The sequence below is a fragment of the Thermodesulfobacterium hydrogeniphilum genome (assembly GCF_000746255.1).
In the GTDB taxonomy this organism is placed as follows: domain Bacteria; phylum Desulfobacterota; class Thermodesulfobacteria; order Thermodesulfobacteriales; family Thermodesulfobacteriaceae; genus Thermodesulfobacterium; species Thermodesulfobacterium hydrogeniphilum.
The window spans coordinates 60116-85131 of record NZ_JQKW01000010.1 but is presented as its reverse complement, the minus strand read 5'-3'; the positions used below and the strand labels follow the sequence as shown (position 1 = coordinate 85131).

Genomic DNA, 25016 nt, shown 5'->3' with positions numbered 1-25016 from the left:
AGATAAAACCTAATTCGCACTACGAAGTGGAAAGAATTATAATAGCTCTAAAGAAAGGGGGGAAATCCCCCCTTTTTATTAATGTATCTCTGCTTTTTTAAAAACAAATTCACCTAATTCATTAGCATCCACTATTATTTTATCTCCTTCATTAAAAGTCCCTTCTAAAATTTTTAAGGCTAAAGGATTCTCAATATAACGCTGTATAGCTCTCTTAAGAGGCCTTGCTCCAAAAAGAGGATCATATCCATAGGTAGCTAACAATTCTTTTGCTTTTTCTGTAAGCTCTAAAATCATTCCCTTTTCTGCCAATCTTTCATTGAGATATTTTATTTGAATATCCACAATTTTGATTATGTCTTCTCTGGTAAGGTTGTTAAAAATTATAATCTCATCAATACGATTTAAAAATTCAGGTCTAAAAGTGGTTTTGAGTAAATCCTGAATTTTATTTTCTATTTCATTACGAGAAAGTGAAGGATCTTGGAAATAGAAACTACCCACATTAGAAGTCATAATAATTATAGTATTTCTAAAATCTACTGTACGCCCTTTACCATCTGTAAGTCTTCCATCATCAAGTACCTGCAAAAGAATATTAAATACATCAGGATGAGCCTTTTCAACTTCATCAAACAAAATTACAGAATAAGGACGCCTTCTAACTGCTTCAGTAAGCTGTCCTCCTTCTTCATAACCTACATATCCAGGGGGTGCACCTATAAGCCTTGCTACAGAGTGTTTTTCCATGTATTCAGTCATATCAATTCTTATCATAGCGTCTTCAGTATCAAACATAAATTCTGCCAAGGCTTTGGCTAACTCTGTTTTTCCTACTCCTGTAGGTCCAATAAACAAGAAAGAACCAATAGGTCTATTTGGATCTTTAAGTCCTGCACGGGCTCTTCTTAAAGCATTGGCTACAGCAGAAATGGCATGATCCTGTCCAACTACCCTTTGTCTTAATCTCTCTTCAATTTTAAGTAGTTTTTCCCTTTCACTCTCTAAAAGCCTGCTTACAGGAATACCTGTCCATTTGGATATAATTTGTGCAATATCTTCTGCATCAACTTCTTCTTTTAAGAATTTACCCTCTTTTTGAATCTCAGCTAACTTCTTGTTCTCTTCCTCTAATTCTTTTTCTAACTGTGGGATAATTCCATAAATGATTTCTGCTACTCTGTTGAGATCACCTTTTCTCTCTGCTTGTTGAGCTTCAATTTTGAGTTGATCTATCCTTTCTTTTAGTTTTCTTATCTTTTGAATAACCTCTTTTTCTTTTAACCACTGAGTCTTTAAAGCCTCAACCTTTGCTCTTAATTCTTCAAGTTGATCCAAAATTTTTTTAAGTCTTTCTTTTGCTTTAGGATCTGTTTCTTTTTCTAAAGCCACTTTTTCAATTTCAAGCTGTTTAATCTTTCTTTCTATTTCATCTATTTCTGTAGGCATAGAATCTATTTCTATGCGAAGTTTAGCAGCAGCTTCATCTATTAAATCTATAGCTTTATCCGGCAAATATCTATCTGTAATGTATCTGTGAGATAACATAACTGCTGCAACAATAGCATTGTCTGTAATCTTAACTCCGTGATGCACTTCGTATTTTTCTTTTAATCCTCTTAAAATAGCAATAGCTTCCTCTGGAGATGGTTCATCTACATAGACAGGCTGGAATCTTCTTTCTAAAGCAGGATCTTTTTCTATGTGCTTACGATACTCTTCTATGGTAGTAGCTCCGATACACCTGAGCTCACCTCTTGCAAGAGCAGGTTTAAGCATATTAGCAGCATCCATAGCTCCTTCAGCAGCACCAGCTCCTACAATAGTATGAATTTCATCAATAAAAAGAATTATTTCACCTTCACTTGCCTGCACCTCTCTTAAGACAGCCTTAAGTCTTTCTTCAAACTCTCCTCTAAATTTTGTTCCTGCAAGTAAAGCACCTAAATCTAACTGAATAATTCTTTTATTTTTTAAGATCTCAGGCACATCTCCAGCTACAATTCTTTGAGCCAGACCTTCTACTATAGCTGTTTTACCTACACCTGGCTCTCCTACTAAAACAGGATTATTTTTAGTTCTTCTGGAAAGAATGTGCATAACCCTTCTAATTTCTTCGTCTCTTCCAATTACAGGATCAAGTTTACCAGCTTTAGCAAGAGCTGTTAAATCTCTTCCATATTTTTCCAAAGCTTGATATTTTTCTTCTGGATTTTGATCAGTAATTCTCTGTCCTTTTCTTATTTTATTAATAACCTCTTTAGTATTACTAAAAGTAATTCCTCTTCTTCTTAAAATCTCTCCAGCAGGTGTTGGGCTATCAATAATAGCCAAAAATAAATGTTCTGTTGAAATGTATTCATCTCTCATTTCTTTTGCTAAAGCTTCAGCTTTATCAAGCACCTGTTTGAAATTTACAGAAACATATAATTGATAAGTTCCATGAGCAACCTTAGGGAATTTTTCAAAAATTTCATCTAAATCTGAAGCTACAATTTTAGAATTTACTCCAAGACGATCTAAAATTATAGGGATTAAACCACCCTCTTGTTGAACCAGAGCTTTTAATAAATGTTCTGGCTCTAATTGTGGATGATTGAAAGATTCTGCTATACGTTGAGCTTCTTGTAAAGCTTCTTGTGCTTTAAAAGTAAATTTATCAAGTTTCATTTCTAACCTCCTCAAATTTTAGTAAAAATTTATTTAAATAAAAAAGTAAATACTATTAACAAAGTTTCAATATATTTAATTTTAAAAAGTATAGAAGTTTTTATCATATAAATGCTCTTGAAAAAAATTTTTTTATTCTTACTTTTTTATACAGAACTTTGAAAAAAATAAACGAAAGGAGGTGAGAGATATGACAGATTTAGCTGTTTGGCGTCCAATTCAAGAATTAAAAAAAGAAATGGATCGTATATGGCAAGAATTTTTTGGTAAAAGTTATCTACCAGAAAAGTGGGAAAGTATAGAATGGATACCAGCTGTAGATGTTTCAGAAACTAATGATGCAGTTATTGTAAAAGTAGATGTACCAGGTGTAAAACCTGAGGACATGGAAATCAGCTTAATAGATAATGTTTTAGTAATTAAAGGTGAAAAAAAGAAAGAAGAAGAGGAAAAAAAAGAAAATTATTATAGAATGGAAAGATATTATGGTAGTTTTATGAGATCTATTCAACTGCCTTGTGAAGTAGATGAAGATAAAATTGAAGCCTCTTATAAAGACGGGGTATTAAAAGTTGTTTTACCTAAAAAACCCGAGGAAAAGAAAAAGGTCATTAAAATTAATGTAGAAAAATAATAAAGGGGGCTTTAAGCCCCCTTCTTAAAGTGATCAAATCCTAAGGGTTTTATTTCTTTTTTTTGATTTTTATCTATCAAAAAAAGTTTTTTCTCTGTAATAATTTTGCCTATATTAAAAATTTCTTTTTTAAGTTTTTTAGTTAATTTTGGGATTTCATATAAATTTTGAGAACTTACAGTAAAAAGTAAAGCATAATCCTCTCCACCACTCAGAGCTTCCTCAAAAGTAGCTCCTTTACCTATAGGAATTTTTTCCTGGTATAATTCTGCACCTACTTCATTCTCTTCACAAATTCTCCAAAGATCAAGCAGCAATCCATCAGAAATATCAATCATAGAGGTTGCTAATTTTTTTTTAGAAAGCTCTTTTCCTAAAATTATTTCAGGCTCAGGAGTTAAATGGGCTTTTTTTATATTTTGAGGAATTTCTTTTAAATTAAAGGTTTTAATTAATCTTAAAAATGCAGCACTTTCACCCAAAGGTTTTGATACAAAAATTAAATCTCCAGGTATAGCTCCTTTTCTTAAAATAGGATTTTTAGTTTCTCCTATCAGAGTTAAATTTATAAAAAAGGTTGAGCTTTTTACAGTATCTCCTCCAATTAAATAAGCACCATATTTTTTTAAAGTTGAAACAAGCCCTTCCATGAGAGGATCTATCCAATAAGGATTTATAGGAGAGGGAGAACCAAGAGTAAGGAGAGCCCATTTAGGCTCTCCTCCCATAGCTGCTATATCACTTAAATTAGAAGCTGCTAATTTTGCTCCTAAATCAAAATAAGAAGTATAATCAAACTTAAAATGAATATTTTCTACTAAAGCATCAGTAGTTAATAAAAGGTATTTAGTTTTAGAAATTTTTATAACACCACAGTCTTCATTAGTGCTTTTAAAAACAGGTTTTTTTTCATATAAATATTTTTTAAGATATTTTATCCATTCTTTTTCATTCATCTACCTAACCATTTTTTTTACCACTTACGAAGTGGTAAAAAATTACCACTTACGAAGTGGTAATTTTTGGGTTATTCAGCTCCTATTAATTCAAATTCACTAAAAAAGAAAGGTATTTCTTTAGAAGCTGATTCTGGGCTATCAGACCCGTGAACAGTATTTCTCCCTTTATCAAGCCCAAAAAGCTTTCTAATTGTACCTTCTGCAGCTTCTGCAGGGTCAGTAGCTCCCATAATTTCTCTAACTCTTTTGATAGCATCTTCTCCTTCTAATACCATAGCCACAACTGGTCCAGAACTCATATAGTCTGTAAGTTCTTCATAAAATGGTCTATCTTTATGCACTATATAAAAAGCTTTTGCTTGTTCCTTAGAAAGTCTTACCTTTTTCAAAGCAATTACCTTTAAACCTTTTTCTTCAAAAATATTAATGATTTTTCCTATAAGATTCCTCTGAACACCATCAGGCTTGATCATAACCAAAGTTCTTTCCATAAAAACCCCCTTTTTAAAAATTTGCTTTAAATTATAGAATAAAATTTGTGTTTTTACAATAGAAATTTTATTTATCAGTAATTTTATTATTGTATTATACTCAATTAGAACTTTTAAACAAAAGATAAATACCGATAACTACAAATAAAGTTCCTAAAAATTTAGCTAAAGATAAGTCTTCTTTTAGAATAAGAACTGCTAAAAAAGTAGCTACTAAAGGATAAGTAGAAGTAAGAGGAACTATTTGTGAAGCATTTTGAGACTTTAATAAAATAAAATAGGTAAACATTCCTAAAAAACCACCCACAATTCCACTTAAAGAAATAATACTTATATCCTTTAAAGATAAGTTAGAGAAGTTAAAAGAAGAAGTAAAAAGTAAAACTATAAAAATAAAAATTAAAGCTGTAAAAGTTCTTATAAATAAAGCTGGCAAAGGATCTACATTTTTAAGTCCTAATTTTTCAATAATAGGACTTACACCCCAAAAAGAAATAGTTAAAAGCCAAAGTATAAAAGTGGTTTTATTCATTTAACTTCTCAATACCGCTATAAGTCTTTTAGGATTTAATAAAAGATTAAGAGCATCTATAGGGGATTTAACAACTATATTTGCATTTAATAAGCTTTCTACTGCACATCCTTCTTCTAACATAATAGCTACACCTATTTTAGATTTTTTAAGCATTTTTTTGTCATTTCTTCCATTTCCAAAGGTTATTACAAATTCACTTCCTAATTTTTCTATAAATTTTTCTTTTTGTTCTGCCTCATTTCCTGGTTGTAAAATTATTACTTCAGCATTCACATCTTTTAAAGCCTCTTTTGCTTTGCCAAAAGTATCCGCAGTAAGAATATAAATTTTTAGATATTTAGAAAGGTTATTAAGAAGATCTTTTACTTCTGAGATTAAAATTCCATCAACAGATAAAGTTCCTGTGAAATCACTAACCAGATATTTCAAATTTATTTTCCCTTTCCCTGGAATTTCCAGCTCTATCATATTTTTATAAATTTAATACCATTTTTAAAAATTACAAAGCTACCAATTTTTTACACCTGTGCGAGGTGTAAAAGTAAGTTAGTTTTGACAATTTATATTTTTTAGCATATAATTTCAAAAATATGAATTTGTTAGAAGAAATTAAAAAATATCTGATCTATTTTAATGAAATTGGGCTTGAAGTAATCCCTACCACAAATAATCTAATAAAATTTTTGCAAAGTGAAAATTTTATTTCAGAAAATGGCTTAGATAATCTTAAAAATTCTATTTTAACCTGTGAAAAGTGCCCTCTTCATAGAGTTAGAAAACAGGCTATTTGGGGAGAAGGAAATATTAATTCACAACTTATGATTATTTCTGAATATCCAGATAAAGATGAAGATTTTTATGGTAGACCTTTTGTAGGACAAATTGAAGATTTATTAAAACGAATGCTTCAAGCAATTAAGTTAAAAAAAGAAGACTTTTTTATTACACATGCTGTAAAATGTAAAACTCCAGGAGGAAGACCCCCTGAAAAAGAAGAAATAGAAGCCTGTAAATCCTATTTATTAAAGCAAATAAAATATATTAAACCTAAATTAATACTTGCTCTTGGTTTCACACCTCCAAAAATCTTTTTAGAAAACAATCCTACCTTTTCCTCTATAAGAGGTAAAGTATTTAAAATAAAAAGAAATATTTCTATCATTTTTACCTATCATCCTAATTATATTTTAAAAAATCCTGCAGTAAAACGCATGGTTTGGGAAGATTTACAAAAATTCAGGAAGCTTTATGAAGAATTATTTAAAACTTCTTAAAATTACGTTAATTTTTCTTTTAATTTCTTATATCAAACTTTTAGCTGCAGAAAATAAAATCTATCTTGTAAAAATAGATGCACCTATTACTCCTGTTATTGCAAATTTTCTAAGTTATAGCATTGATCTTGCCAATCAAAAAAATGCTAAAGCTCTTATTATTGAACTAGACACACCTGGTGGTCTGGTAGAATCAACCAGAAAAATTGTTAAAGATATGTTACAAAGCAAAGTCCCTATAATTGTCTATGTAAGTCCTTCTGGAGCAAGAGCAGCTTCGGCTGGAACTTTTATTCTCCTTGCTTCTCATCTTGCTGCTATGGCTCCAGGAACTCATGTAGGAGCAGCTCATCCTATAGAACTTACAGGGAAAACTGATAAAGAAGTTATGAAAAAAATTATAAATGACTTGGTAGCCTGGGCTAAAAATTTGGCTCAAATGAGACACAGAAATATAAAATTTGCAGAAAAAGCTATTAAAGAAAGTAAAAGCATTACTGAAAAAGAGGCTTTAAAAATGAAGGTAATAGAAATTATTGCTAAAGATTTAAATGATCTTATTAATCAGGCAACAGGAAGGATAATCTGGATAAATAATCAAAAAATAACTCTTAATCTTAAAAATTGCGAAATTATAGAAATAAAAGAAGATTTTAAAACTAAACTTCTTAAAATTCTCACTAATCCCAATTTGGTTTATTTTCTTTTAATGCTTGGTCTTGTAGGAATATATTTTGAATTCGCTCATCCCGGAGCTATTTTTCCTGGGGTTATTGGAGCAATTTGCCTTATTTTAGCATTTGTGGGTTTAAGTATCTTACCTATTAATTATGCAGGTCTTTCACTTATTATCTTAGCAGGAATTCTTTTCTTTTTAGAAATACAAATAACCTCTCATGGTCTTTTAGCCTTAGGAGGAACAATTTGTTTGTTTTTAGGTTCTATTATGCTTTTTGGAAAAAATCCACCTGCTTTAAGAGTTTATCAACCCTTTTTATATACTGTTGTTTTAACTTTTTCTGCTCTTTTAGCTGGTATTACTTATTTAGCAGTAAAAACTTTAAGAAAAAAACCTGTTTCAGGAAGCGAAGCTTTAATAGGTAAAATAGGAAAAGTTCTTGAAGATATAGATTCTGAAAAAGGAAAAATTTTTGTAGAAGGTGAAATATGGAAAGCTATATCCGATGAATATATACCAAAGGGCTCAAAAGTTATAATAATAGCAAAAGAAGGACTGACTTTAAAAGTAAAATCTTTAAAATAATTTAAATCCTTTTAGCCTCTTGCTCTAAGAATTAGTTCCTTCATTTCTCTAACAGCCTTTTCCATTCCAACCATTATAGCCCTTGAAACAATGCTATGTCCTATGCTAAATTCTTCAATTTCAGGAATAGCAGCAACTGGTCCTATATTTTCATAGCTCAAGCCATGACCTGCATGCACTATTAAACCTGAATCTTTAGCAAGTCTTGCTGATATTTCTATTTTAGAAAACTCTTTTTCTCTTTCTTCTTCAGTTTCAGCATCTGCATAAATTCCAGTGTGAATTTCTACAATCTGAGCTCCGGTTTTTTTGGCAAGTTTAACAGTCTTTTCATCAGGATTTATAAATAGACTTACTTTTATACCAGCCTTATTCAGTTCTTTTACAGCTTTTTTTACCTCATCTACCCTACCCTCTAAAATCATCCCACCTTCTGTAGTTATTTCCTCTACTCTTTCAGGAACTAAAGTAACCTGATAAGGTTTAATTTCTTTAGCAAATTTTATCAATTCTTCATCTATAGCCATTTCTAAAATAAGCTTGGTTTTTATAATATCTTTAATAATTCTCACATCTCTTTCTTTAATATGTCTTCTATCTAAACGCAAATGAACCACTATGCCATCTGCTCCTCCAAGCTCTGCTAATACAGCTGCATGAACAGGATCAGGATAAGGTACCTTTCTTGCTTCTCTCACTGTAGCCACATGATCTACATTAACAGCTAATTTGGCAGGCATATATTCCCTCCTTTTTGTAAAATTTATAATCTCCTTTTTACCTTCTTTAAAACCCAATTTATTTAACAAATTTAATTCATTTTTTAACATAAGCCAAGGTGAATAAACTCCTTTTTCATGGTCATAGTCAAGGAGATGAAGTAATCCATGTATTATTAAAGCCAAAAGATAGTTTTCAAAATTCAATCCATAAAATTCCGCTTCTTCTTTAGCCTTTTCTACAGAAATAATAATTTCTCCTAAAAGATCAGAAACTAAAATCCTCTCCTTAGCAAAAGGAAAAGATAAAACATTAGTAGGATAATCTCTTCCCAGATATTGCTTATTCAATTTCCAGATATGTTTATTATCTACAAAAGTTAAAGAGATCTCTTTTTTAGGAAGTTTTAATATTCTTAAAGCTTTTTTTATTTTTTTTTCTAAATCCTTAAGCAAATCCTCTGAAATCAAATCTTCCGTAGTTAAATATATATCTACAGGCATTTTTATTTTTCCCAGACTTTTTTAGCAAAAATTAAGAACCCTGTATGAGCAACCATTCTATCTTCTGGCCTGAGTCTTTCAGGATTGGTTTTATATTTTCTAAGTAAAATTTCTACCACTTCTATATCTACAAAAGGGTATTTTTCAAGCTCTGTTAAACATCTGGAAACCTGATTGGTGGTAGGAACCAAAATTCCAAGGAAATGTCCACCTTTTAAAGCTTCCCAAGCTGCTTTTAAAAGAACCCAGGGTTCTTTTAAATCTAAAAATACCGCTTCAACTTCTTTTTCTTCAAAAGCCTCTTTAACCTCTTTATTCTTAAAAATAACTCTGTTTAAAAGCCCTATTTTTTTTAAATTTTTTTGAGCAATTTTTTGGAATTTCTCTTCTTTTTCATAGGAAATTACTTTTCCATCCTCTCCTACCATAAAAGCAAAAGCTGTAGTTAAAGCACCAGATCCTCCTCCACACTCAAGAACAACTTTTCCAGGTCCTACATCAAGTTTTTGTAAAATATAGCCTATATCCTTAGGATAAATAACCTGAGTAGCTCTTTCTACTTTCATTAAAAAATCATAAAGAGATGGCTTTACAAGATAAAACTTGGTTCCATTCTTACCCAGGATTATTTCTCCAAATTCTTTACCTATAAGCTCTTTTAGATAAACTGAATCTTTATGAGTATGAAAATAGGTATCCTTAACCTCTACAAGATAAGACCGTCCATCAGAGGTTAAAAGTAAAACATAATTTCCCTCAGCAACAGGCATATTTATACTTTAAAAAATACTTTAAAGGCTTTATAAGTCATATAAAAATCACCCTTATGGGCTATTTCAAAAGGAGAATGCATGGAAAGTAAAGGTGTACCTACATCAACTACATCCATTCCATAAGATGCAAAATATTTAGCTACAGTTCCTCCACCTCCTTCATCCACTTTTCCCATAGAACAAACCTGATAAACTACCTTATTTTTATCCCAGTTATTAAGAAGCCAGGCTAAAAATTCAGCATGAGCCTCATTTGCCATATATTTTCCACCATGTCCTGTATATCTACTAACAGCTACGCCAAATCCCATTTTAGCATCATTTAATTTATCATGCACTTCTATATAATTAGGATCTATACCTGCAGTAACATCAGCAGAAAGGGTTTTGGTTTTCATCATAAGGCTAAAAAACACATCTGCAGTAGCAGGAAGATCAGCCTGCTTGATAAGATTATAAATTACACCTTCAAAAATTCTACTTTTGGCAGAAGTATTACCTTCTGATCCAATTTCTTCTTTATCCATAAACAGAAGTAAATTAAAATATTCAGGATCTTCTACTTCTAAAAAGGCTTTTAAAGAGGTAAAAGCACAGATCCTATCATCTTGTCCATATCCTCCAATAAAAGCCCTGTCAAGCCCTACTTCCCTTGCTTTTCCTGCTGGCACCACATAAATTTCTGCACAAACAAAATCTTCTTCTTTTATTCCATATTTTTCATAAAGTAGTTTTAAAAAATGAAGTTTTACTTTTTCTTTTACCTCTTCTTCATCCTCTATAGGAATACCTGCTACTAAAACATTAAGTTTTTCTCCCACAATAGCTTCTGAAAGCTTTTTCTCGGATTGAATTTTTCTTGCAAGATGAGGGAGGAGATCACATATAGTAAAAACAGGATCTTCATCATTTTCTCCTATAACCACTTTGATTACTCCCCCGTCCTTTTTGGCAACTATGCCATGCAACGCCAAAGGCTGAGCAACCCAATGATATTTCTTTATTCCACCATAGTAATGAGTTTTTAAAAAAGCTAAATGGACATCTTCAAAAAGGGGATGGAGCTTTAAATCAAGCCTTGGAGTATCTATATGACTTACTACAATCCTCAATCCCTCTGTGATAGGCTTCTTACCTTGCCTCCAGGCAGCAAGCATTTTATTTTTATAAATAAAATATCCTCTTTCAGAATTATTTTCTTTAAAACCTGCTTTTTCTAAATATTTTCTGGCTATCTCTATCGTCTCTCTTTCTGTTTTAGCTTCAGAAAGAAAATTTATATATTCTTTGGACAAATTTTCTAAAATTTCTTTTTCTTCTTTATCTATAATCTCATAAACGTGTTTAGCCTTATAAACTAAGTCCTTTTCCAGTTCTTTTGTACTCATCTTTTACTCCTCTTTTTGATATTAGCAATATATAATAGCACCAAAGCCTGTTTTAAGCAATATAAATTTTAATACTTATACATATAAAATTGTTTTATTAATAAAATATTTTTATAACAATTCATTAACGTCATAAAAAATTTCTTTCATTTTTATTATAATTTTGTTTTTACCTTGTTTTTTGGCTTCATAAAGTGCTTCATCTGCTCTTTTTATAGTTTTATTTAAACTTTCTACAGGTTTATAACATGTTACTCCCAAACTTACTGTCGTTTTGATACCACTGATATCCATCTTTTCAATGGCTTTTCTTATTCTTTCTGCTGAAATAGCAGCACCTTTGATATTTATATTAGGTAGAATAACTAAGAATTCCTCTCCACCCCACCTGGCAACCACATCATAAGCTCTCAAATTTTTCTTTAAAAATGAAGCTATATTTATAAGAACTTCATCACCTATATCATGCCCATAGGTATCATTTATATTTTTAAAATTATCTATGTCTATTAATACTATACAAAAGCTGCTAATTCCTCTATCAGCCTTGGATTTTTCTTTTTTTAATATATTAAAAACATGTCTTCTATTAAATAATCCTGTAAGTGGATCGGTAATAGCCATACTACGAAGCTTCTCTTCAAGCTGTTTTCTTTCAGTTATATTAATAAAAATAGTCATTCTTCCTATAAATTTTCTATTTTCAAATAAAGGAGTAGCTATCATATAAGCCCAAAATTTTGTTCCATCCTTTCTTATAAGCTCTATATCTGCTTTGAATGTTTCTCCTTTTTTTAATGTTTTAATAACAGGACATTCTTCTAAAGGCACACCGCCTAAAGCATCAGCATGGAAAATATAATGAGGTTCTTTTCTTCTTATTTCTTCAAAAGAATATCCTAAAAGTTTTAAAGCCATGGGATTGACAAAAATTATTCCCTCTTTTTCCTTCACTATATATATACCTGCTTCTAATGTGTCAGTTAAAGTTTTAAAAAGATTTCTTTCTTTTTTTATTTTTAAATACATATGATAAATTATTAAAATAAGCAAATATGAAAGTATTAAACCAAAAGAACCAAATATTAATTCTCTTTTGTAAATATTTAAGGTTAATTTTATATTATTATCCTCAGCCAAAAACATAAGAGTAGCACATAATTCTCCTTTAATATTTTTAAAAGGGATTTTCACAACAGAATAAATTTTATTATTTAAATTTAAATAATAACCAATTTTCTTATCTGAATTTAAAAATTTTAAAAATTTTTTATCTTTTGATAATTTTTGAATTATTTGATAAACTTGTTTCTTAGTTATCCAATCTTTTTTTAAAAGCCAGTTTCTTCCAAAAGGTGAAATTGCATAATATTTTTTAAATTCCGTAAAAAGTTTTTCTTTAATTTCAAATACTTTTAAGAGAAAAATAGGATACTCATTCTCGTGAGTTTCTAATAAAAATCTATAAAAATCTTTAACCCTCCAGACCAGTTCAACACTTCCTATATGCTCTCCATTTATTACAATTGGAACAATGTACCTAAATCCAGGTAAAGATTTACCTATTTCAAAGCCGAACCAAGGCTTTTTATAAGTATTCACATAAACTACAGAAGCTCTCACTTTTCGGAGATCATCCCCATATTTTTCAGGTTTGTCCATTCTTAAAAAACTTTTAAAATCCTTGGTATGGAAATGTATTTGAGTAATTCCTATTTTTTTAAGCTCGTTATAAAGAGGTAAAAGTTTATAATATAACTCTTTTCTAATTCTATTTCTTTTTTTCTTATTTGAAGTTTTTATTGCCTTTGCAAAAAAATTTATAGCTTCTTTATTTTCTTTTAATAGATGATGTTCTATATAATGGAACATTATATATTCCATATTTTTAATAGAAACGTCTACATGGATTTTTTCTTCCATTAACTTTGCAGACAATACCGCTTTTATTGCATTTTTTTTAGTTGTGTTTATAAAAATTAAAAACACTATGTAATAAAAAAGAAAAAAAATTGTAACAAATAAATATAAATAATGCTTTTTTCTTAAAAATTTTTCTACCTTTTCTTTAACCATTTTCAAATTTTTATGCTTTTTTAAAAATATAAATTTTTTCCACTTCTTCTTCTGTCATAGGTTTTGCTAAGAGAAAACCTTGAACAAGGTCACAATTGAGTTCTTTTAAGATTTTTAATTGTTCTTGAGTTTCCACCCCTTCTGCTATGGTTTTCATTCCCAAGGAATGAGCAAGATAAATTATAGTTTCAACTATAGCTCTCTCCTTAGGTCCTTTAGACAATTCTTTTATAAATGACATATCTATTTTTAGATAATCTGCAGGAATATCTTTTAAATAAATAAGAGCTGAATAACCTGTTCCAAAATCATCTATAGCAATTTTGATTTCTATTTTATAATTTTTTAATTCATTAAATATATTTTTTACCTGTTCCATATTCTCAATAATTGCTCTTTCTGTTAGTTCAAGAGTTAAAGGAACTTTTAAATATTTACATTTTTCTAAATATCTTTCAATAAAATCTTCACTTTTTAAACTGTTAGCAGATATATTTAAAGATATAGGAATATTCCATTTTTTTATCTTATTTACAACTTCTTGTAAAGCCCAAGCTTCAAAATCTTTAAGGTAAGGGCTTCTTTCTAAATAATTTATAAATTCAGCTGGTTTATAAATATTTCCTTCTTTATCTTTTATCCTTACAAGAGCCTCAAATCCTGCCAGTTTCAAAGTATTAGTATAAAAATAAGGTTGATAAAAAAATACAAAGAGATTTTCCTTCAATGCTTTTTCAACAAGATTAGCAACCCATATAAAGCTCTTGGCTTTTTTTTCCATAGCAGGGTTAAAAAATTTAATCACATTAGCTCCTTCTATTTTTGCTTCTGAAAGAGCTACACTCGCGTGTTCGTAAAGAACTCTAAAATCTTTACCATCCTCAGGGAATATTGCAACTCCTCCGTTTATCTTAATATTCAACTCAAGATCATCAATTACAAAGGGTTTTTCAAAAATCATTTCAAGTTTTTTCTTAATAAAGATAGCATCTTCTTTTCTTTTCAATCCTTTTATATATATACCAAATTCATCCCCTCCTACTCTTCCTATAATGTCCTCTTTTCTAAAAAAATTTCTAAGTCTATTAGCAACCTCTTTTAATACTTTATTTCCGAACTCAAGTCCATAAGTCTGGTTTAAATAAGTAAGACCGTAAATGTCTATTAATACAAGAAGAGAAGAATCTTTTTCTATTTTAAGAAGATCTTGTATTGCTAAGGAAAAACCATTGAAATTATAAAGACCTGTCATCATATCTTTAAATTTTAATTTTTCAAGTTCCTTTGAAAGTATCATCTCCTTAGTTACATCCTTTGCTACACTAACAAATCTTTTTATTCCACCAGGAAGTTCCACAGGAATAATTTTTTGCTCAAGATAAAAATATTCTCCTCTTTTATTTTTATTTACAAAAATATTGCTAAAAGATTTACCTGATAGAATAGTTTCCCAAACTTTTTTGTAAAATTCCTCTGAATGATAATCTGAATAGAAAATTTTTACATTTTTACCTATAAGCTCATCTTTTGAATAACCACTTATTTGTAAAACTGCCTGATTGGCATAAAGTATAGTTCCATCAATATCAGTTACTAACACCCACTCATCCGAACTTTCTAAAGCCGTTTTTATTATTATACTATTTCTAAATTCCTCCATTTTCTGAAGAGCAAAATTTAGATCTTTTTGAAGCTCTTCAAGTAAAAATTTTACTTCTTCTTCAAAGAAGTTAGGTTCATTTGCATACATTGTAATAACAGCTACAACTTCATTATCTTTAATAACAGGTATGGCTGCTGTAGAAAGATAGCCTCTTTTTAACATTTCTTTTCTCCATGGTTCTACAAGAGGATGAACTCTTGTATCTTCAAAAATTACTACTCTTTTTTCTCTATATGCTATACCTACACAGCTTCTACCTTCTGGTAATTCTTCAAAAATTGAACTTTTTACTTTATCCAAAAATCCGTTTTCATATCCATATTTGAAAATGGGTCTTAAAAATTTGTCTTTTTTGTCAGTAATACCTATCCAAACAAATCTTAATCCTAATTTTTCAACCAATGTGTAACAAATCTTTTGATAAAGTTCCTCCTCCACCAAAGACGTTATAATTAACTGATTGATTTCTCTTAAAACCTCATAAAGCCTTTCAATTTTTTTTCTTCTTGTTATATCTATAAATATCACCAAATCTGCATAATTTCCTTCATAAAGGATAGTTTTTGAAAAAGCAAGAATATAAAAAAATGAACTGTCTTTTCTTTTAGCTTTTAATTCTACATAAAGTCTTTCTAACTGCTCTCCTGAAAGTCTTTTCTCAATTACTTTCTTCATTTCTTCTAAATTTTCGCTTTCATGTATAAGTTCAAGAATGGACATATTCTTTAATTCATCCCCTGTATACCCTGTAACCTCTTGCACAAATTTATTAGCATATAAAATTTTTTCTCTATAAATAATTACACCAATAGAAGGTGCATTTAAAACAGCCAAGGAAATATTGTGTAATTCTTTGAGAGCTGAAAAATAGCTAATCAAAGTATAAATTGTGGTTATAAATTCTGCCTCTTTCTTGTCTATAAAAATCAATTCTGGAATATCTTTTATGATTTTTTTTAATTTCTCCTCATATTGAAAGGGAACTATTAAAAGTCTATTATAGGGAACTTCAAACTTTTCTAAAACTTCAAAATTGCTGTTATCTTTGTAATTTTGAAAAACCTCATCACAAACAACTCCGATATCAGCTTTTTCTTCATAAACAAGATTTAAAACACTTTCACAGTTATCTACATACCAGAATTCAATATGGGTAATATTTCTAAAAAATTTTATTAAAGGAAGCAAAAAAAAAGAATTTTTAAGTAAAATCGCTTTAATTAAAAATGGAAGCTCTCTTTTTTTCTTTTTTATTAACAAAAAGCTTCTTTTTTCTTCAGTAAACCTAGCAATAGGTATATAATTTTTTAGATTTAAATCAATTAAAAAATCTGGAGAAATATAATATATATCAAAATTTTCAGCAGTTAACTTTTTTTTATCTTCTTTTGTGAAAAATTTTAAAATAATTTTATCTTTAAAAACTTCTTCAAATCTTTTAACAAATTTTTCCCATACTTTTAAATCTTTTTTAACATCATAAATAGCACACTTTAAAGCCATATTATCTTCTCCTAATATTTCTAAAAATAAACTTTAAAATTTAATAAAATTATAATAATATCTTTTTTATTAGACAAGATTTAACTTGATTTTATTGATAAGTTTATTAGAACTTTAGATTTTGGAGATGAGGGGAGTCGAATTAAAACTTAAAACCGTTAATTTTTAAGGCTTTGGAATATGTCAATTTTTTGGATAACTCCATTGATAACTCAATCCCTCTCTCTACAACTGGGGAATTCAACTCCCGGCAAAAATGATTACCTATTGGGTAGAGTAACATATTAAAAATGTTTACTCCAAAAAACTAAATTGTCAAACTCTGTTCTTTTTTGTTTGACAAAACTTTGACAGAGTTTTAACCAGCTTTGACACGACTTCGAGTGCAGCCGCAATGAATTTTGGCAAGTTCAAACTCGGACGCCCGCCGCCGGGCGCCGACCCGTGCACCTCCACTCCAGGAAGAACCCGTCCAATTTTTAAAACATTCAAATTTTTATAAATTTTCTTTTTTCTCTTTAGCTTCAGAAAACTCATCAATTCTATGAAGCGCACTTCTTATTTCATCAGTAAGGGTTTGTATTTTCGCTTTTCTATCCCATAGGTATTCCGATAATAGGTTAAAAAGAGACGGCAAAAGGTAGTAGATATTTTTCCGTGCTTCTTCTATTTCGGATATCTCTTCGGTTTCATATAAAAGGATACTTATCCAGTGTAAACACTCCATAGCTAAAGCGCCACTTTCAATTTTTAAGTGTTCCTCTTGAAGCTCTCCTACACGGAACCAAAGAGTAGCAGTTAAAGGATTTACTTCTGTTTTCTTAACTTGCATAGCTCTACCTCCTCCTTAAAAGTTTTTAATTAATCTTACTTCACAACTCACCCTTTTAAGCGAGGACTTCGTAAGGGTCCTGTTCGTTCATGATAAGGGCCGCAAGCTTAATCTTTTGATCCAATTTAAGGTTTGAATTATTGAATAAATAATGAATCATTAAAGAAAAGTGGGCTTCCCTCAAGTCACCCTCAACCTTTTCCTCATCACTTAAAAGGGAAAAAGACTCTTGGAGACTTCCTTTTTTAAGAACTTTTTTGATGGGAATTAAAGTGTTGTCTGAAATATAATTAGGCACCTGCCTTACCCGTTCAACCGAAAACCGTCTATTTATCCACCTGATCCTCACAAAAACATCTCTACCCCTCTTCTTACCATCCTGATACACCTTCAAGGCTGGAAGGTAAAGAAGTAAACCCCTACTCTCTTCCACTTCAAAATAAAAAGGATCGGTAGGGGTTCCGTTATAGGTAAAGTCCTTATATCCTATCCTCTTAGCTTTGTAAAAAGCGTTCACATCAATTCTCCCAAGCGTATCAAAGAAACGAGGATCCTTCTTCCATTGTGCCTTGTGATAATTGAATCCACTAACTAACCGCATGAACTCAAGAATAACCTTCTCGTTAGCATACTCCTTCAAAACCTCAGCATGGTTGAAGTTAAACATAACACACCTCCTTTAGAGTTTTTTTATTGGTAAATAGAAATTTTGAAGCCAAAGTTCTTTAAGTCTTGAAAAAACGCTTTTTCCTTGACAATCCAAATATTCTGGGAAAATATCCGTTACTACATACGCAAAAAAGTCAGCTTGAAATTCCTTGATGTTGTAAAAGCTGCTATCACTAAATAAGTGATGATCAAGCAGCATGTGTCCAACTTCATGCGCCAAAGTAAAAACTTTATAAAGCCTGGGTAACCCTTTTTCTAAGACAATGGCATATCCACTTTCCTTTACACTTTTAGAAAGAGATTTCCATAAAGAATCGGAAATAAGTTTAGCTTTATCTCCTTCAGCTAAAATATTATTTTTTTGGCCTAAAGAAATATTTATATTAGAAGAAACACAAAGGCCCTTAAAAGAAGAAAATCCAACTTCTTCAATTATTTTTACTTTTAGTTTTTTACAGATTTTTTTTAATCCTTGCCAAGACAAAGGCATTTTGTTAAGCTCTGGATAGATGAGAAATAGACAAGCTAACCAATTAAGAAAGGCTTCGTGATCTCCTGGGTTATCCTGATATTTTTGAAAGCACTTTAGCAGAAGCTCTGTTTTTCTATCCATCTCTTTCTCCCTTTTAAAAGGAACAGTCTTTTAAAGACTGTTTTCTTATATATGCTCTATGCATATATATATCTATGCCTACCTTGCTGAATGTCCTGAAACTCGCATTATTTCTCATTTTTAATTTTTCCTTATCTACCCGTCTCGGATGAATTTTCTACCCGCTTCGGAAATTTTTTATCTATCTCCATATCTTCACCTTATCTTCAATAAACTCAAAAGAGCAGAGAATACCCTTTTCTACCAACACGGAAAGGGTCTCTTTTAATTGCTGTTTGGCTTTATAAGGATCTTTAGCGAGAATTCCTGTTCGCTGGATGAGGGTTTTTACTTTAAATTCAGAAGCTGGATTACTTGTTAAGTAGCAATAAAGATTCTTAGCAACCCCTTTTAAAGATTTAAAAACTTCAAAATTAATTTTTAAACTGTGTTCACAAGATATTTCCCAAAAGAATTTCTCAATCAGTAGAATAATAAAGCCTTTTTCAGTCTTTTTTACAGATAATAAAGGATGAGTAAGCAGCTCTTTATTTTTCTTATAAAAGACATATTTTAAGGTTATTTTACAAAGATTTTCAAAAGCCTTGACTATATTTGGATAATCGTGAGAATTTAAAATTTGGGCCACATCTTTAAGCCAAAAACCTAAAACTACTACTTCTTCCCAACCATCTCCTATTTGTGTCCTCATTTCCTTCATTATCACTTTATGAGGATTTTTCTGTTGGAGATAGAGAACAGCAAGAAATTTTTCCCAATCCTTTACATTTACTGGGATTAAAGATTCCATGATTGCTTTACCGTCTTTTAAAAGATGTTCATAAAAAGTAACTTTCTTAGCTGGAAAGGGAGGAAACTTTAACACCCTGTGATAAACAAAAATTTCACCATCATGCAAGTGATTTGTCTCTTCCTTTATTTGAGGAAACATCTTCTACCTCCTGGGATATTTTTTTAATTTCAATAGGTAATGGTTCTTCAAAGCTAAACAGATTAGTGATTAAAAAATCATTATTTACAGAACCGTAATTATTTTTTAGAGTCCTAACTTTAAGATCATATTCTCCTTCTTTGATTGCAAGGTAAACCGCCCTACAGTTATTCACAAAAGAAGAGGCACCCCGCACTTTGTGATAAAGGTCAAATCTGTTCTCTTTTCCCTCAACTTTCTGCTTTCTTAGATGATGAGAAAGAATAATATTTTTCTCATTTAAAGAGCAAAAAAGCTGAAGTTGTCTTAAAAATTTTTGAATTTCTGGATTAGAATTTTCATCCTCGAAAACGCTTCCAATAGGGTCTATTATAAAAATTTGATATGTATTATTTAATTTTTCTAATTTTTGCATAAGGTATCCTTTCAAATTTTCTACAGCTGTTACTTCTTCTAAACGGAGTTTTCCTTGGATTTTAAACTTTTTTCTTCTTTTCAAATACTTTACTCGCCTAAGTAAGGTATTAAGAGAATCTTCTAAAGAGAGATACGCCACGAAATATCCGTTTTGAGCTAACTCAAGAGCTAAGAAAAGTAAAAACAGAGATTTTCCAACACCTCCTTGTCCGACAAGAAGAGCTAAGTTTGATTCAGGAATTTTTAAAAAAGAAATATATTGAGATTCAGGAATGTCTAAATTTTCAAGCTCTAATAAATCTGAAATTTCAACCCAGCGCCTATAATAGACTCTCTTACTGAAAAAGGTAATAGCTGCTAAGAATGGATGTCCTTCAGCCAAAAAGTCTGAAATATCATAACCATCATTCTTTCCTTCACCAGGTTCAACTAAATAAATTTCCTTGGCATAATCTTGTAGAACTTCAACAGCCTTAAAAGCTTTTTTTCTCCCTGGTTCATCAGCATCCACAAAAATATAAACGATTTTGTCTAAGAAAAATTCAGAACATTCTGAATTCTGAAACTCTACCTCAAAGTTATTATATCCAATAACAGCTGTATTATCTGGAGTAAACTCTGCACTAATTCCTTGATTATAGGATTCTTTCAAATCTTTTTGTAAATTCAGGCAATCCTTTTCTCCTTCAGTTAAAAAGATAAAACGAAGATTAGGCTTGGTAAGTTCGGGAAGATTGAAAAGAAGAGACTTACCGCTCCCTGCAAAATCTATGGTGAGTGGTTCTTTTAGAAAAGTTTTATTTCTTCCTATTTTCTCTTTAAATTCTTCTTTAACCTCTCGAAACCACCACTTCCGATATGCAGCTTTTCTTTCAATGGTTTTATAAACATAAAAGCCTGATTTGGAAAATTTCTTTGAAAGGTCTTTTATATCTTCTTGTAAATTCTTTGGTTTTTCACTTTGTTTGAACTTTTTCGTTTCTTTGCTTTGCTTATTTTCTTTTTTATCGTTTAACCTTATTCCAACCTCTTCTGCCAGCTTTTCTACAGCCTCGTTAAAAGAGAGCTTTTCTAATTCCTGAATAAAAGAAAAAACATCTCCTGATTTATCACACCCAAAGCAATGCCAAACCCCTTCTTTAAAATCTACAGATAGACTTGGATTAGTATCATCATGGAAAGGACATTTTGCTAAACCTTGATTTCCTCCATTGTAAAAAATTTCAAAATTTAAATATTTTTCATAAAAACTTCGATAATCTAAAGATCGTTTAATCCTTTCAACCAAGGCATTAATTTCCACCCTATCCCTCCTTCTGTTTAAACACAGGAAAGTGAGGAACTACGCATTTTCCTCTTTTATTTCTTCTTTCCTTGCCTCGAGCCAAGCATGAACATCAGACCTTAGCCAGCCTGAAACTCGACGGCTCAACTTCACAGGCTTGGGGAACCGGCCCTCCTTCACCCAAAGGTAAATTGTGGACCGCCCGACCCTGAGAAGCTCTACAAGATCATCAATCCTGTAAAGACCAAACTTCCCGTGATGTTCAAGTTTTTCTTTTTGCATAACTTTACACCTCCTTGACTTTTTTTATATTCAGTTTAACTTTCGTAGAAAGGATTGAGGAGGTCTATAAATGGATGGAGAAAAAAATTCTACTATTCCAAAGTTTAATGACAGTACCTTTGAATATGATTATGTAGTCGGACATATTTATGCATGGGATAAACTTCCCGCCGAGAAGAGAAGATGGATTTACTTGAGACTTTTAAAAGGATGGACCACATACCTCGGAACTGCCATTTCTGCCTTTCCTTTTAATACCTTGCAAAAGCCTTTGGACATCCCTGCCCCTCTGCTTAACGGCTTACTTTTAAACTATGGGTTTTTTCTTTTTTACGATTGGGTTGGCAAGATTTGGAACAAACCTGTTATGCCTCTTCCCTTTAAGTTAAACAAATGGCTCGCCAAGCTACTAAGAGCCCTCTCTCTCCTCTTCTATGGCAAAGAACCAGCCGTTCTTAACCCTTTAGAAGAGATAGAAACTTGGTCAATTGTTAGGCCCTTTGATGAATACTCAGAAAAGACTTGGCTTAACATCGTAAACGACAGACTAAAAGCACCTAATGCCCTACCGATCTACTTCAAAGGTAACTACTTTGTAGCCTTTAAGTTTGATACAGGAGAGACGAAACATGTTCCTGATTATGAGGCATATTTTACTCCCATACAAATTCAAGTTTTTATGTGTTCGGACAAGTTTGAAATAGACAAGCATAGTTATCTAATCACGAGGAATAATATAGTTCTTAAAGAGATCAGAGAGGCAGTCAACAATTTTTTCCACGATAAGACAGCCTTCTTAAATGGTATCATAGAGGATGGGTTTTTGAAAAGGAAAAGCCTAACTGATGAGGAAAGGGACCTTCTAAGGGAAATGATCACCCAGAGGGTCAAGGAAAAAGGTCTTTTAGAAAATGCTACAATTGGAGAGATAAAGCAAACTGTTCGGAGTATTGTTAGGGATTATTTCAGACAAAAGAGGAGGAAGAGGCAAGCTCCTAAGGTGGGAAGATGTCTTCTCTGCGGGGAAGACCTTTCTAAGGTAAGTCGAAAGGGTAAATACTGTGGGACCTGCTCCAAAGAAAAAACTTATATAAAAAACCTTTCAATCATGTTAAAAGATCCTGAATTTTTTGAAAAATTTTTAAATAGAAGTTTAAGCAAAGAAGAACTGGCTAACATTAAGAAAAAAATTGGAAGATATGATCCTTACAAATTATTGACAAAAAGAATTAAACTTAACCTGAAAAGAGGCTGGGTAGAAAAAGATGTTAAAAGTTGGTTTGGTGAGGAAATTCTTAGAAAGTTAATAACAACTTTTAATATAACCTGATTTTTAGCTTAAAAAATTTTCTAATTAGACATCATCCAGTTTCTTAATTTTTCCTCGGTTATCATTGGTTTTTTATATTTGGAAGTAGGAAGAAGTTTTATAGGAATTCCCCAGTTTTTCCAATTCTTCCTAAGTGTAGAAACCGAAATTCCTAAATAAGAAGCAATTTCTTTCCAGGTAGATAATATTTTCATTTTATCCCCCCCTTTTTATTTTACCTTCTCTCAGGTTATCAATATAATCAGCCCAATCCTGCATCATTTTTTTTCTATGCTCCAGGAACTTAGTTCTATTGTAAGCCTGTCCCAATCTATCAGGAACTTTATGTCCTAATTGATGTTCAATGATATCAGGCTCATATCCTAAAACTTCATGTAAAAGAGTTCTTGCTACCGCTCTAAAACCATGACTTGTGATCTCAGTTTTAGTATCAATTCCCATCCTCTGTAAAGCTGCATTAGTGGCAGCATCGCTTATAGGTCTATTCCATCCTCTTCCTGTAAAAACATAGGGAGAATGTCCTGTTAAAGGCTTAAGTTCTTGCAAAATTTGTATTACCTGTCTGCTTAAAGGCACTATATGGTCTTGCTTAGTTTTGGAAAGTTTAAATCTCCATTCTGCCTTTTCAAAGTCTATATCTTGCCATTTCATAGTTCTAACTTCTCCAGGTCTTTGGAAAGTATAAACCAACATTTTTAAGGCTCCTGCTACAATAGGAGAATAAGGATAGCTCCATATAGCTTTTAAAATCCCTGCAAGTTTCTCAGGATCTGTGACAGCTGGTAAATGTCTTTCAGGTGCTGATGGAAGAACCCTTCTAAGGGATGGAGTAGGATCATATTCAGCCCTACCTGTAGCTATAGCATATCTTATTACTTGTCCAGCAATCTGTAAAATTCTCCGGGCTGTTTCCAACTTGCCATGCTTTTCTAAAGGTCTTACACAATCAAGAAGATGAGGAGCTTTGATTTCATTAATAGGCATTGAGCCAAGAGAAGGAATGAGATATTTATTAAGTCTATAAACCTGGGTTTTATAATGATCTGGTGACCAAACTTTACTCATTTTTTCAAAATATTCTCTGGCTATAGCCTCAAAAGTATTGTATTTAGCTAATTTTTCTTCCTTTCTCTTTCGAGCTGGATCTATTCCCTTAGCAATAAGTTTCCTCATCTCAAAAGCTATTTCTCTGGCTTCTGCAAGGCTTATTTCTGGATATCTTCCAAGAGCAAGGGTTTTTCTTTTACCATTAAAACGATAATCTAATCTCCAGAGCTTTGAACCTGCAGGAGTTACCCAGATAAATAATCCTGATCCATCTACAATTTTGTAAGGTTTTTCTTTCGGCTTTAGGCTTCTAAGCAAAGCATCTGTTAACTTGCCTTTCATTTTAAACTCCCGTTTTAAAATTGTCTTGGGTTAAGTGGAGTAACTTAAACTTTATTTGGCAATTTAAGAGATCCTGAAAAGGTAGATTTTTATTAACCTTTAGAAGTGGAGTTACCGAAAACGGAGTTTTAAAAAATAACTCCAAAATTAACTCCTAAAATGTTAGATAATATTGGATTTTATTGGAGTTTTTTGGAAAGTCAAGAGTTGTGAAAAGCTGATTTTATCTAATTTTTTAGATTTAGTTGGATCCCCTTAGACTACCTATACTTGGAGATGAGGGGATTCGAACCCCCGACCTCCGGAGTGCGATTCCGGCGCTCTCCCACCTGAGCTACATCCCCTTATTTACTGGGTTGTAGTCTGAAGTTTAGCTTTATTGAATTTTTCAAACAATTTAGAAATCTTATTGCCTGCTTTTTTCCAGTGAAAAATACCTTTACTTACTCCTTTATGAAGCAAACTCTGAACCACTCTCAATTGCTGTTCAGCTTTTTCAAAATCACCAATCTGTAAATAGGCTAAAAATTTCTTAGTTTCTGTTTTCACTCTACTTTTAAAAGCTTTATTCCTTAGCCTTCTTTTTTCACTCTGTTTTAAAGCCTTTTTAGCTGATTTATGATGTGGCACAGTACCCCCTCCTAATTTTTAGTTTTGTCCTAATTTAATAACAATTTCTTATTTTGTCAACCTATTTAATAAATCTGTGGTTTCAAATTTAAAATGTCATACTTAATTACTTATTTTGAAATGTCAAGACTTCTTTAACCTGCAAAGTGGTAACTTTTTGGTTAGGGAATTTTTTATTTTAAATT

Annotated in this window: 23 protein-coding genes and 1 tRNA gene; 4 read left to right on the top strand and 20 right to left on the bottom strand. The window is 31.2% G+C overall.

The window, feature by feature from the left end:
• Positions 1–78: 78 nt before the first annotated feature.
• Positions 79–2670 carry an ATP-dependent chaperone ClpB gene (clpB, locus tag CC87_RS06070; protein WP_038057219.1) on the bottom strand — a complete coding sequence of 864 codons (2592 nt, stop codon included), beginning with the start codon at positions 2668–2670 and terminating at the stop codon, positions 79–81.
• A gap of 190 nt (positions 2671–2860) precedes the next feature.
• Here clpB and CC87_RS06065 point away from each other — a divergent pair, with 190 nt between their 5' ends.
• The gene (locus tag CC87_RS06065) at positions 2861–3304 is read left to right on the top strand and encodes an Hsp20/alpha crystallin family protein (protein WP_038057218.1); all 444 of its coding nucleotides are present in this window, start codon (positions 2861–2863) and stop codon (positions 3302–3304) included.
• Positions 3305–3315: 11 nt separating this feature from the next.
• On the opposite strand, the gene thiL is transcribed toward CC87_RS06065, so the two are convergent.
• The 4 genes from thiL to CC87_RS06045 all read right to left on the bottom strand — a co-directional run bounded on the left by thiL (position 3316) and on the right by CC87_RS06045 (position 5757).
• Positions 3316–4260 carry a thiamine-phosphate kinase gene (gene thiL / locus CC87_RS06060; RefSeq protein WP_051920654.1) on the bottom strand — a complete coding sequence of 315 codons (945 nt, stop codon included), beginning with the start codon at positions 4258–4260 and terminating at the stop codon, positions 3316–3318.
• Positions 4261–4331: 71 nt separating this feature from the next.
• Positions 4332–4754 (bottom strand): nucleoside-diphosphate kinase, encoded by a 423-nt coding sequence (ndk, locus tag CC87_RS06055; RefSeq protein ID WP_038057216.1) that lies wholly within the window; start codon positions 4752–4754, stop codon positions 4332–4334.
• A gap of 100 nt (positions 4755–4854) precedes the next feature.
• The gene (locus CC87_RS06050) at positions 4855–5286 is read right to left on the bottom strand and encodes an EamA family transporter (protein WP_038057215.1); all 432 of its coding nucleotides are present in this window, start codon (positions 5284–5286) and stop codon (positions 4855–4857) included.
• Positions 5287–5757 (bottom strand): HAD family hydrolase, encoded by a 471-nt coding sequence (locus CC87_RS06045; RefSeq protein WP_038057213.1) that lies wholly within the window; start codon positions 5755–5757, stop codon positions 5287–5289.
• A 122-nt stretch (positions 5758–5879) separates the two neighbouring features.
• Here CC87_RS06045 and CC87_RS06040 point away from each other — a divergent pair, with 122 nt between their 5' ends.
• On the top strand, positions 5880–6563 hold the full coding sequence (locus CC87_RS06040) for a uracil-DNA glycosylase (protein ID WP_051920652.1): 684 nt from the start codon (positions 5880–5882) through the stop codon (positions 6561–6563).
• On the top strand, positions 6538–7827 hold the full coding sequence (locus tag CC87_RS06035; RefSeq protein ID WP_038057211.1) for an NfeD family protein: 1290 nt from the start codon (positions 6538–6540) through the stop codon (positions 7825–7827). Before CC87_RS06040 ends, CC87_RS06035 begins: the two co-directional genes overlap by 26 nt.
• A gap of 11 nt (positions 7828–7838) precedes the next feature.
• Here the strand turns inward: CC87_RS06035 and CC87_RS08910 are convergent, their stop codons facing one another.
• The 11 genes from CC87_RS08910 to CC87_RS05975 form a co-directional block, all read right to left on the bottom strand.
• Positions 7839–9050, bottom strand: coding sequence for a pyridoxine 5'-phosphate synthase (locus CC87_RS08910; RefSeq protein WP_084222221.1), 1212 nt, complete (start codon positions 9048–9050; stop codon positions 7839–7841).
• Between the two features lie 2 nt (positions 9051–9052).
• Positions 9053–9820 (bottom strand): tRNA (adenine-N1)-methyltransferase, encoded by a 768-nt coding sequence (locus CC87_RS06025; RefSeq protein WP_038057208.1) that lies wholly within the window; start codon positions 9818–9820, stop codon positions 9053–9055.
• A gap of 2 nt (positions 9821–9822) precedes the next feature.
• Positions 9823–11211 carry an aminopeptidase gene (locus tag CC87_RS06020; protein ID WP_038057207.1) on the bottom strand — a complete coding sequence of 463 codons (1389 nt, stop codon included), beginning with the start codon at positions 11209–11211 and terminating at the stop codon, positions 9823–9825.
• A 111-nt stretch (positions 11212–11322) separates the two neighbouring features.
• Complete coding sequence (locus CC87_RS08700; RefSeq protein ID WP_169740271.1) at positions 11323–13134, bottom strand: sensor domain-containing diguanylate cyclase; 1812 nt, start codon at positions 13132–13134, stop codon at positions 11323–11325.
• Positions 13135–13297: 163 nt separating this feature from the next.
• Complete coding sequence (locus CC87_RS06010) at positions 13298–16453, bottom strand: EAL domain-containing protein (RefSeq protein ID WP_051920648.1); 3156 nt, start codon at positions 16451–16453, stop codon at positions 13298–13300.
• A 496-nt stretch (positions 16454–16949) separates the two neighbouring features.
• The gene (locus tag CC87_RS06000; protein ID WP_038057204.1) at positions 16950–17285 is read right to left on the bottom strand and encodes a hypothetical protein; all 336 of its coding nucleotides are present in this window, start codon (positions 17283–17285) and stop codon (positions 16950–16952) included.
• Positions 17286–17340: 55 nt separating this feature from the next.
• Positions 17341–17952 (bottom strand): hypothetical protein, encoded by a 612-nt coding sequence (locus CC87_RS05995; RefSeq protein WP_038057201.1) that lies wholly within the window; start codon positions 17950–17952, stop codon positions 17341–17343.
• Positions 17953–17964: 12 nt separating this feature from the next.
• Positions 17965–18567 (bottom strand): ImmA/IrrE family metallo-endopeptidase, encoded by a 603-nt coding sequence (locus CC87_RS05990; RefSeq protein ID WP_038057199.1) that lies wholly within the window; start codon positions 18565–18567, stop codon positions 17965–17967.
• A 181-nt stretch (positions 18568–18748) separates the two neighbouring features.
• The gene (locus CC87_RS05985) at positions 18749–19498 is read right to left on the bottom strand and encodes a hypothetical protein (protein WP_038057198.1); all 750 of its coding nucleotides are present in this window, start codon (positions 19496–19498) and stop codon (positions 18749–18751) included.
• A complete protein-coding gene (locus tag CC87_RS08695; protein ID WP_051920646.1) occupies positions 19458–21218 on the bottom strand; it encodes a CHC2 zinc finger domain-containing protein in 1761 nt (586 codons plus the stop codon). Before CC87_RS08695 ends, CC87_RS05985 begins: the two co-directional genes overlap by 41 nt.
• 39 nt (positions 21219–21257) lie before the next feature.
• On the bottom strand, positions 21258–21482 hold the full coding sequence (locus CC87_RS05975) for a helix-turn-helix transcriptional regulator (RefSeq protein WP_038057197.1): 225 nt from the start codon (positions 21480–21482) through the stop codon (positions 21258–21260).
• A 70-nt stretch (positions 21483–21552) separates the two neighbouring features.
• Here CC87_RS05975 and CC87_RS05970 point away from each other — a divergent pair, with 70 nt between their 5' ends.
• Positions 21553–22812: a hypothetical protein gene (locus tag CC87_RS05970; protein WP_038057195.1), complete on the top strand. Its 1260-nt coding sequence runs from the start codon at positions 21553–21555 to the stop codon at positions 22810–22812.
• 20 nt (positions 22813–22832) lie between these two features.
• Here CC87_RS05970 and CC87_RS09050 read toward each other — a convergent pair whose 3' ends face one another.
• From CC87_RS09050 to rpsT, 4 genes are all read right to left on the bottom strand, one after another.
• A complete protein-coding gene (locus CC87_RS09050) occupies positions 22833–23006 on the bottom strand; it encodes a hypothetical protein (protein WP_156955591.1) in 174 nt (57 codons plus the stop codon).
• A gap of 1 nt (position 23007) precedes the next feature.
• Positions 23008–24201 carry a tyrosine-type recombinase/integrase gene (locus CC87_RS05965; protein ID WP_038057194.1) on the bottom strand — a complete coding sequence of 398 codons (1194 nt, stop codon included), beginning with the start codon at positions 24199–24201 and terminating at the stop codon, positions 23008–23010.
• A gap of 271 nt (positions 24202–24472) precedes the next feature.
• Positions 24473–24545: transfer RNA gene (locus tag CC87_RS05960), tRNA-Ala, on the bottom strand.
• Between the two features lie 4 nt (positions 24546–24549).
• Positions 24550–24831, bottom strand: a complete 282-nt coding sequence (rpsT, locus tag CC87_RS05955) for a 30S ribosomal protein S20 (protein WP_038057192.1) — start codon at positions 24829–24831, stop codon at positions 24550–24552.
• Positions 24832–25016: the final 185 nt, after the last annotated feature.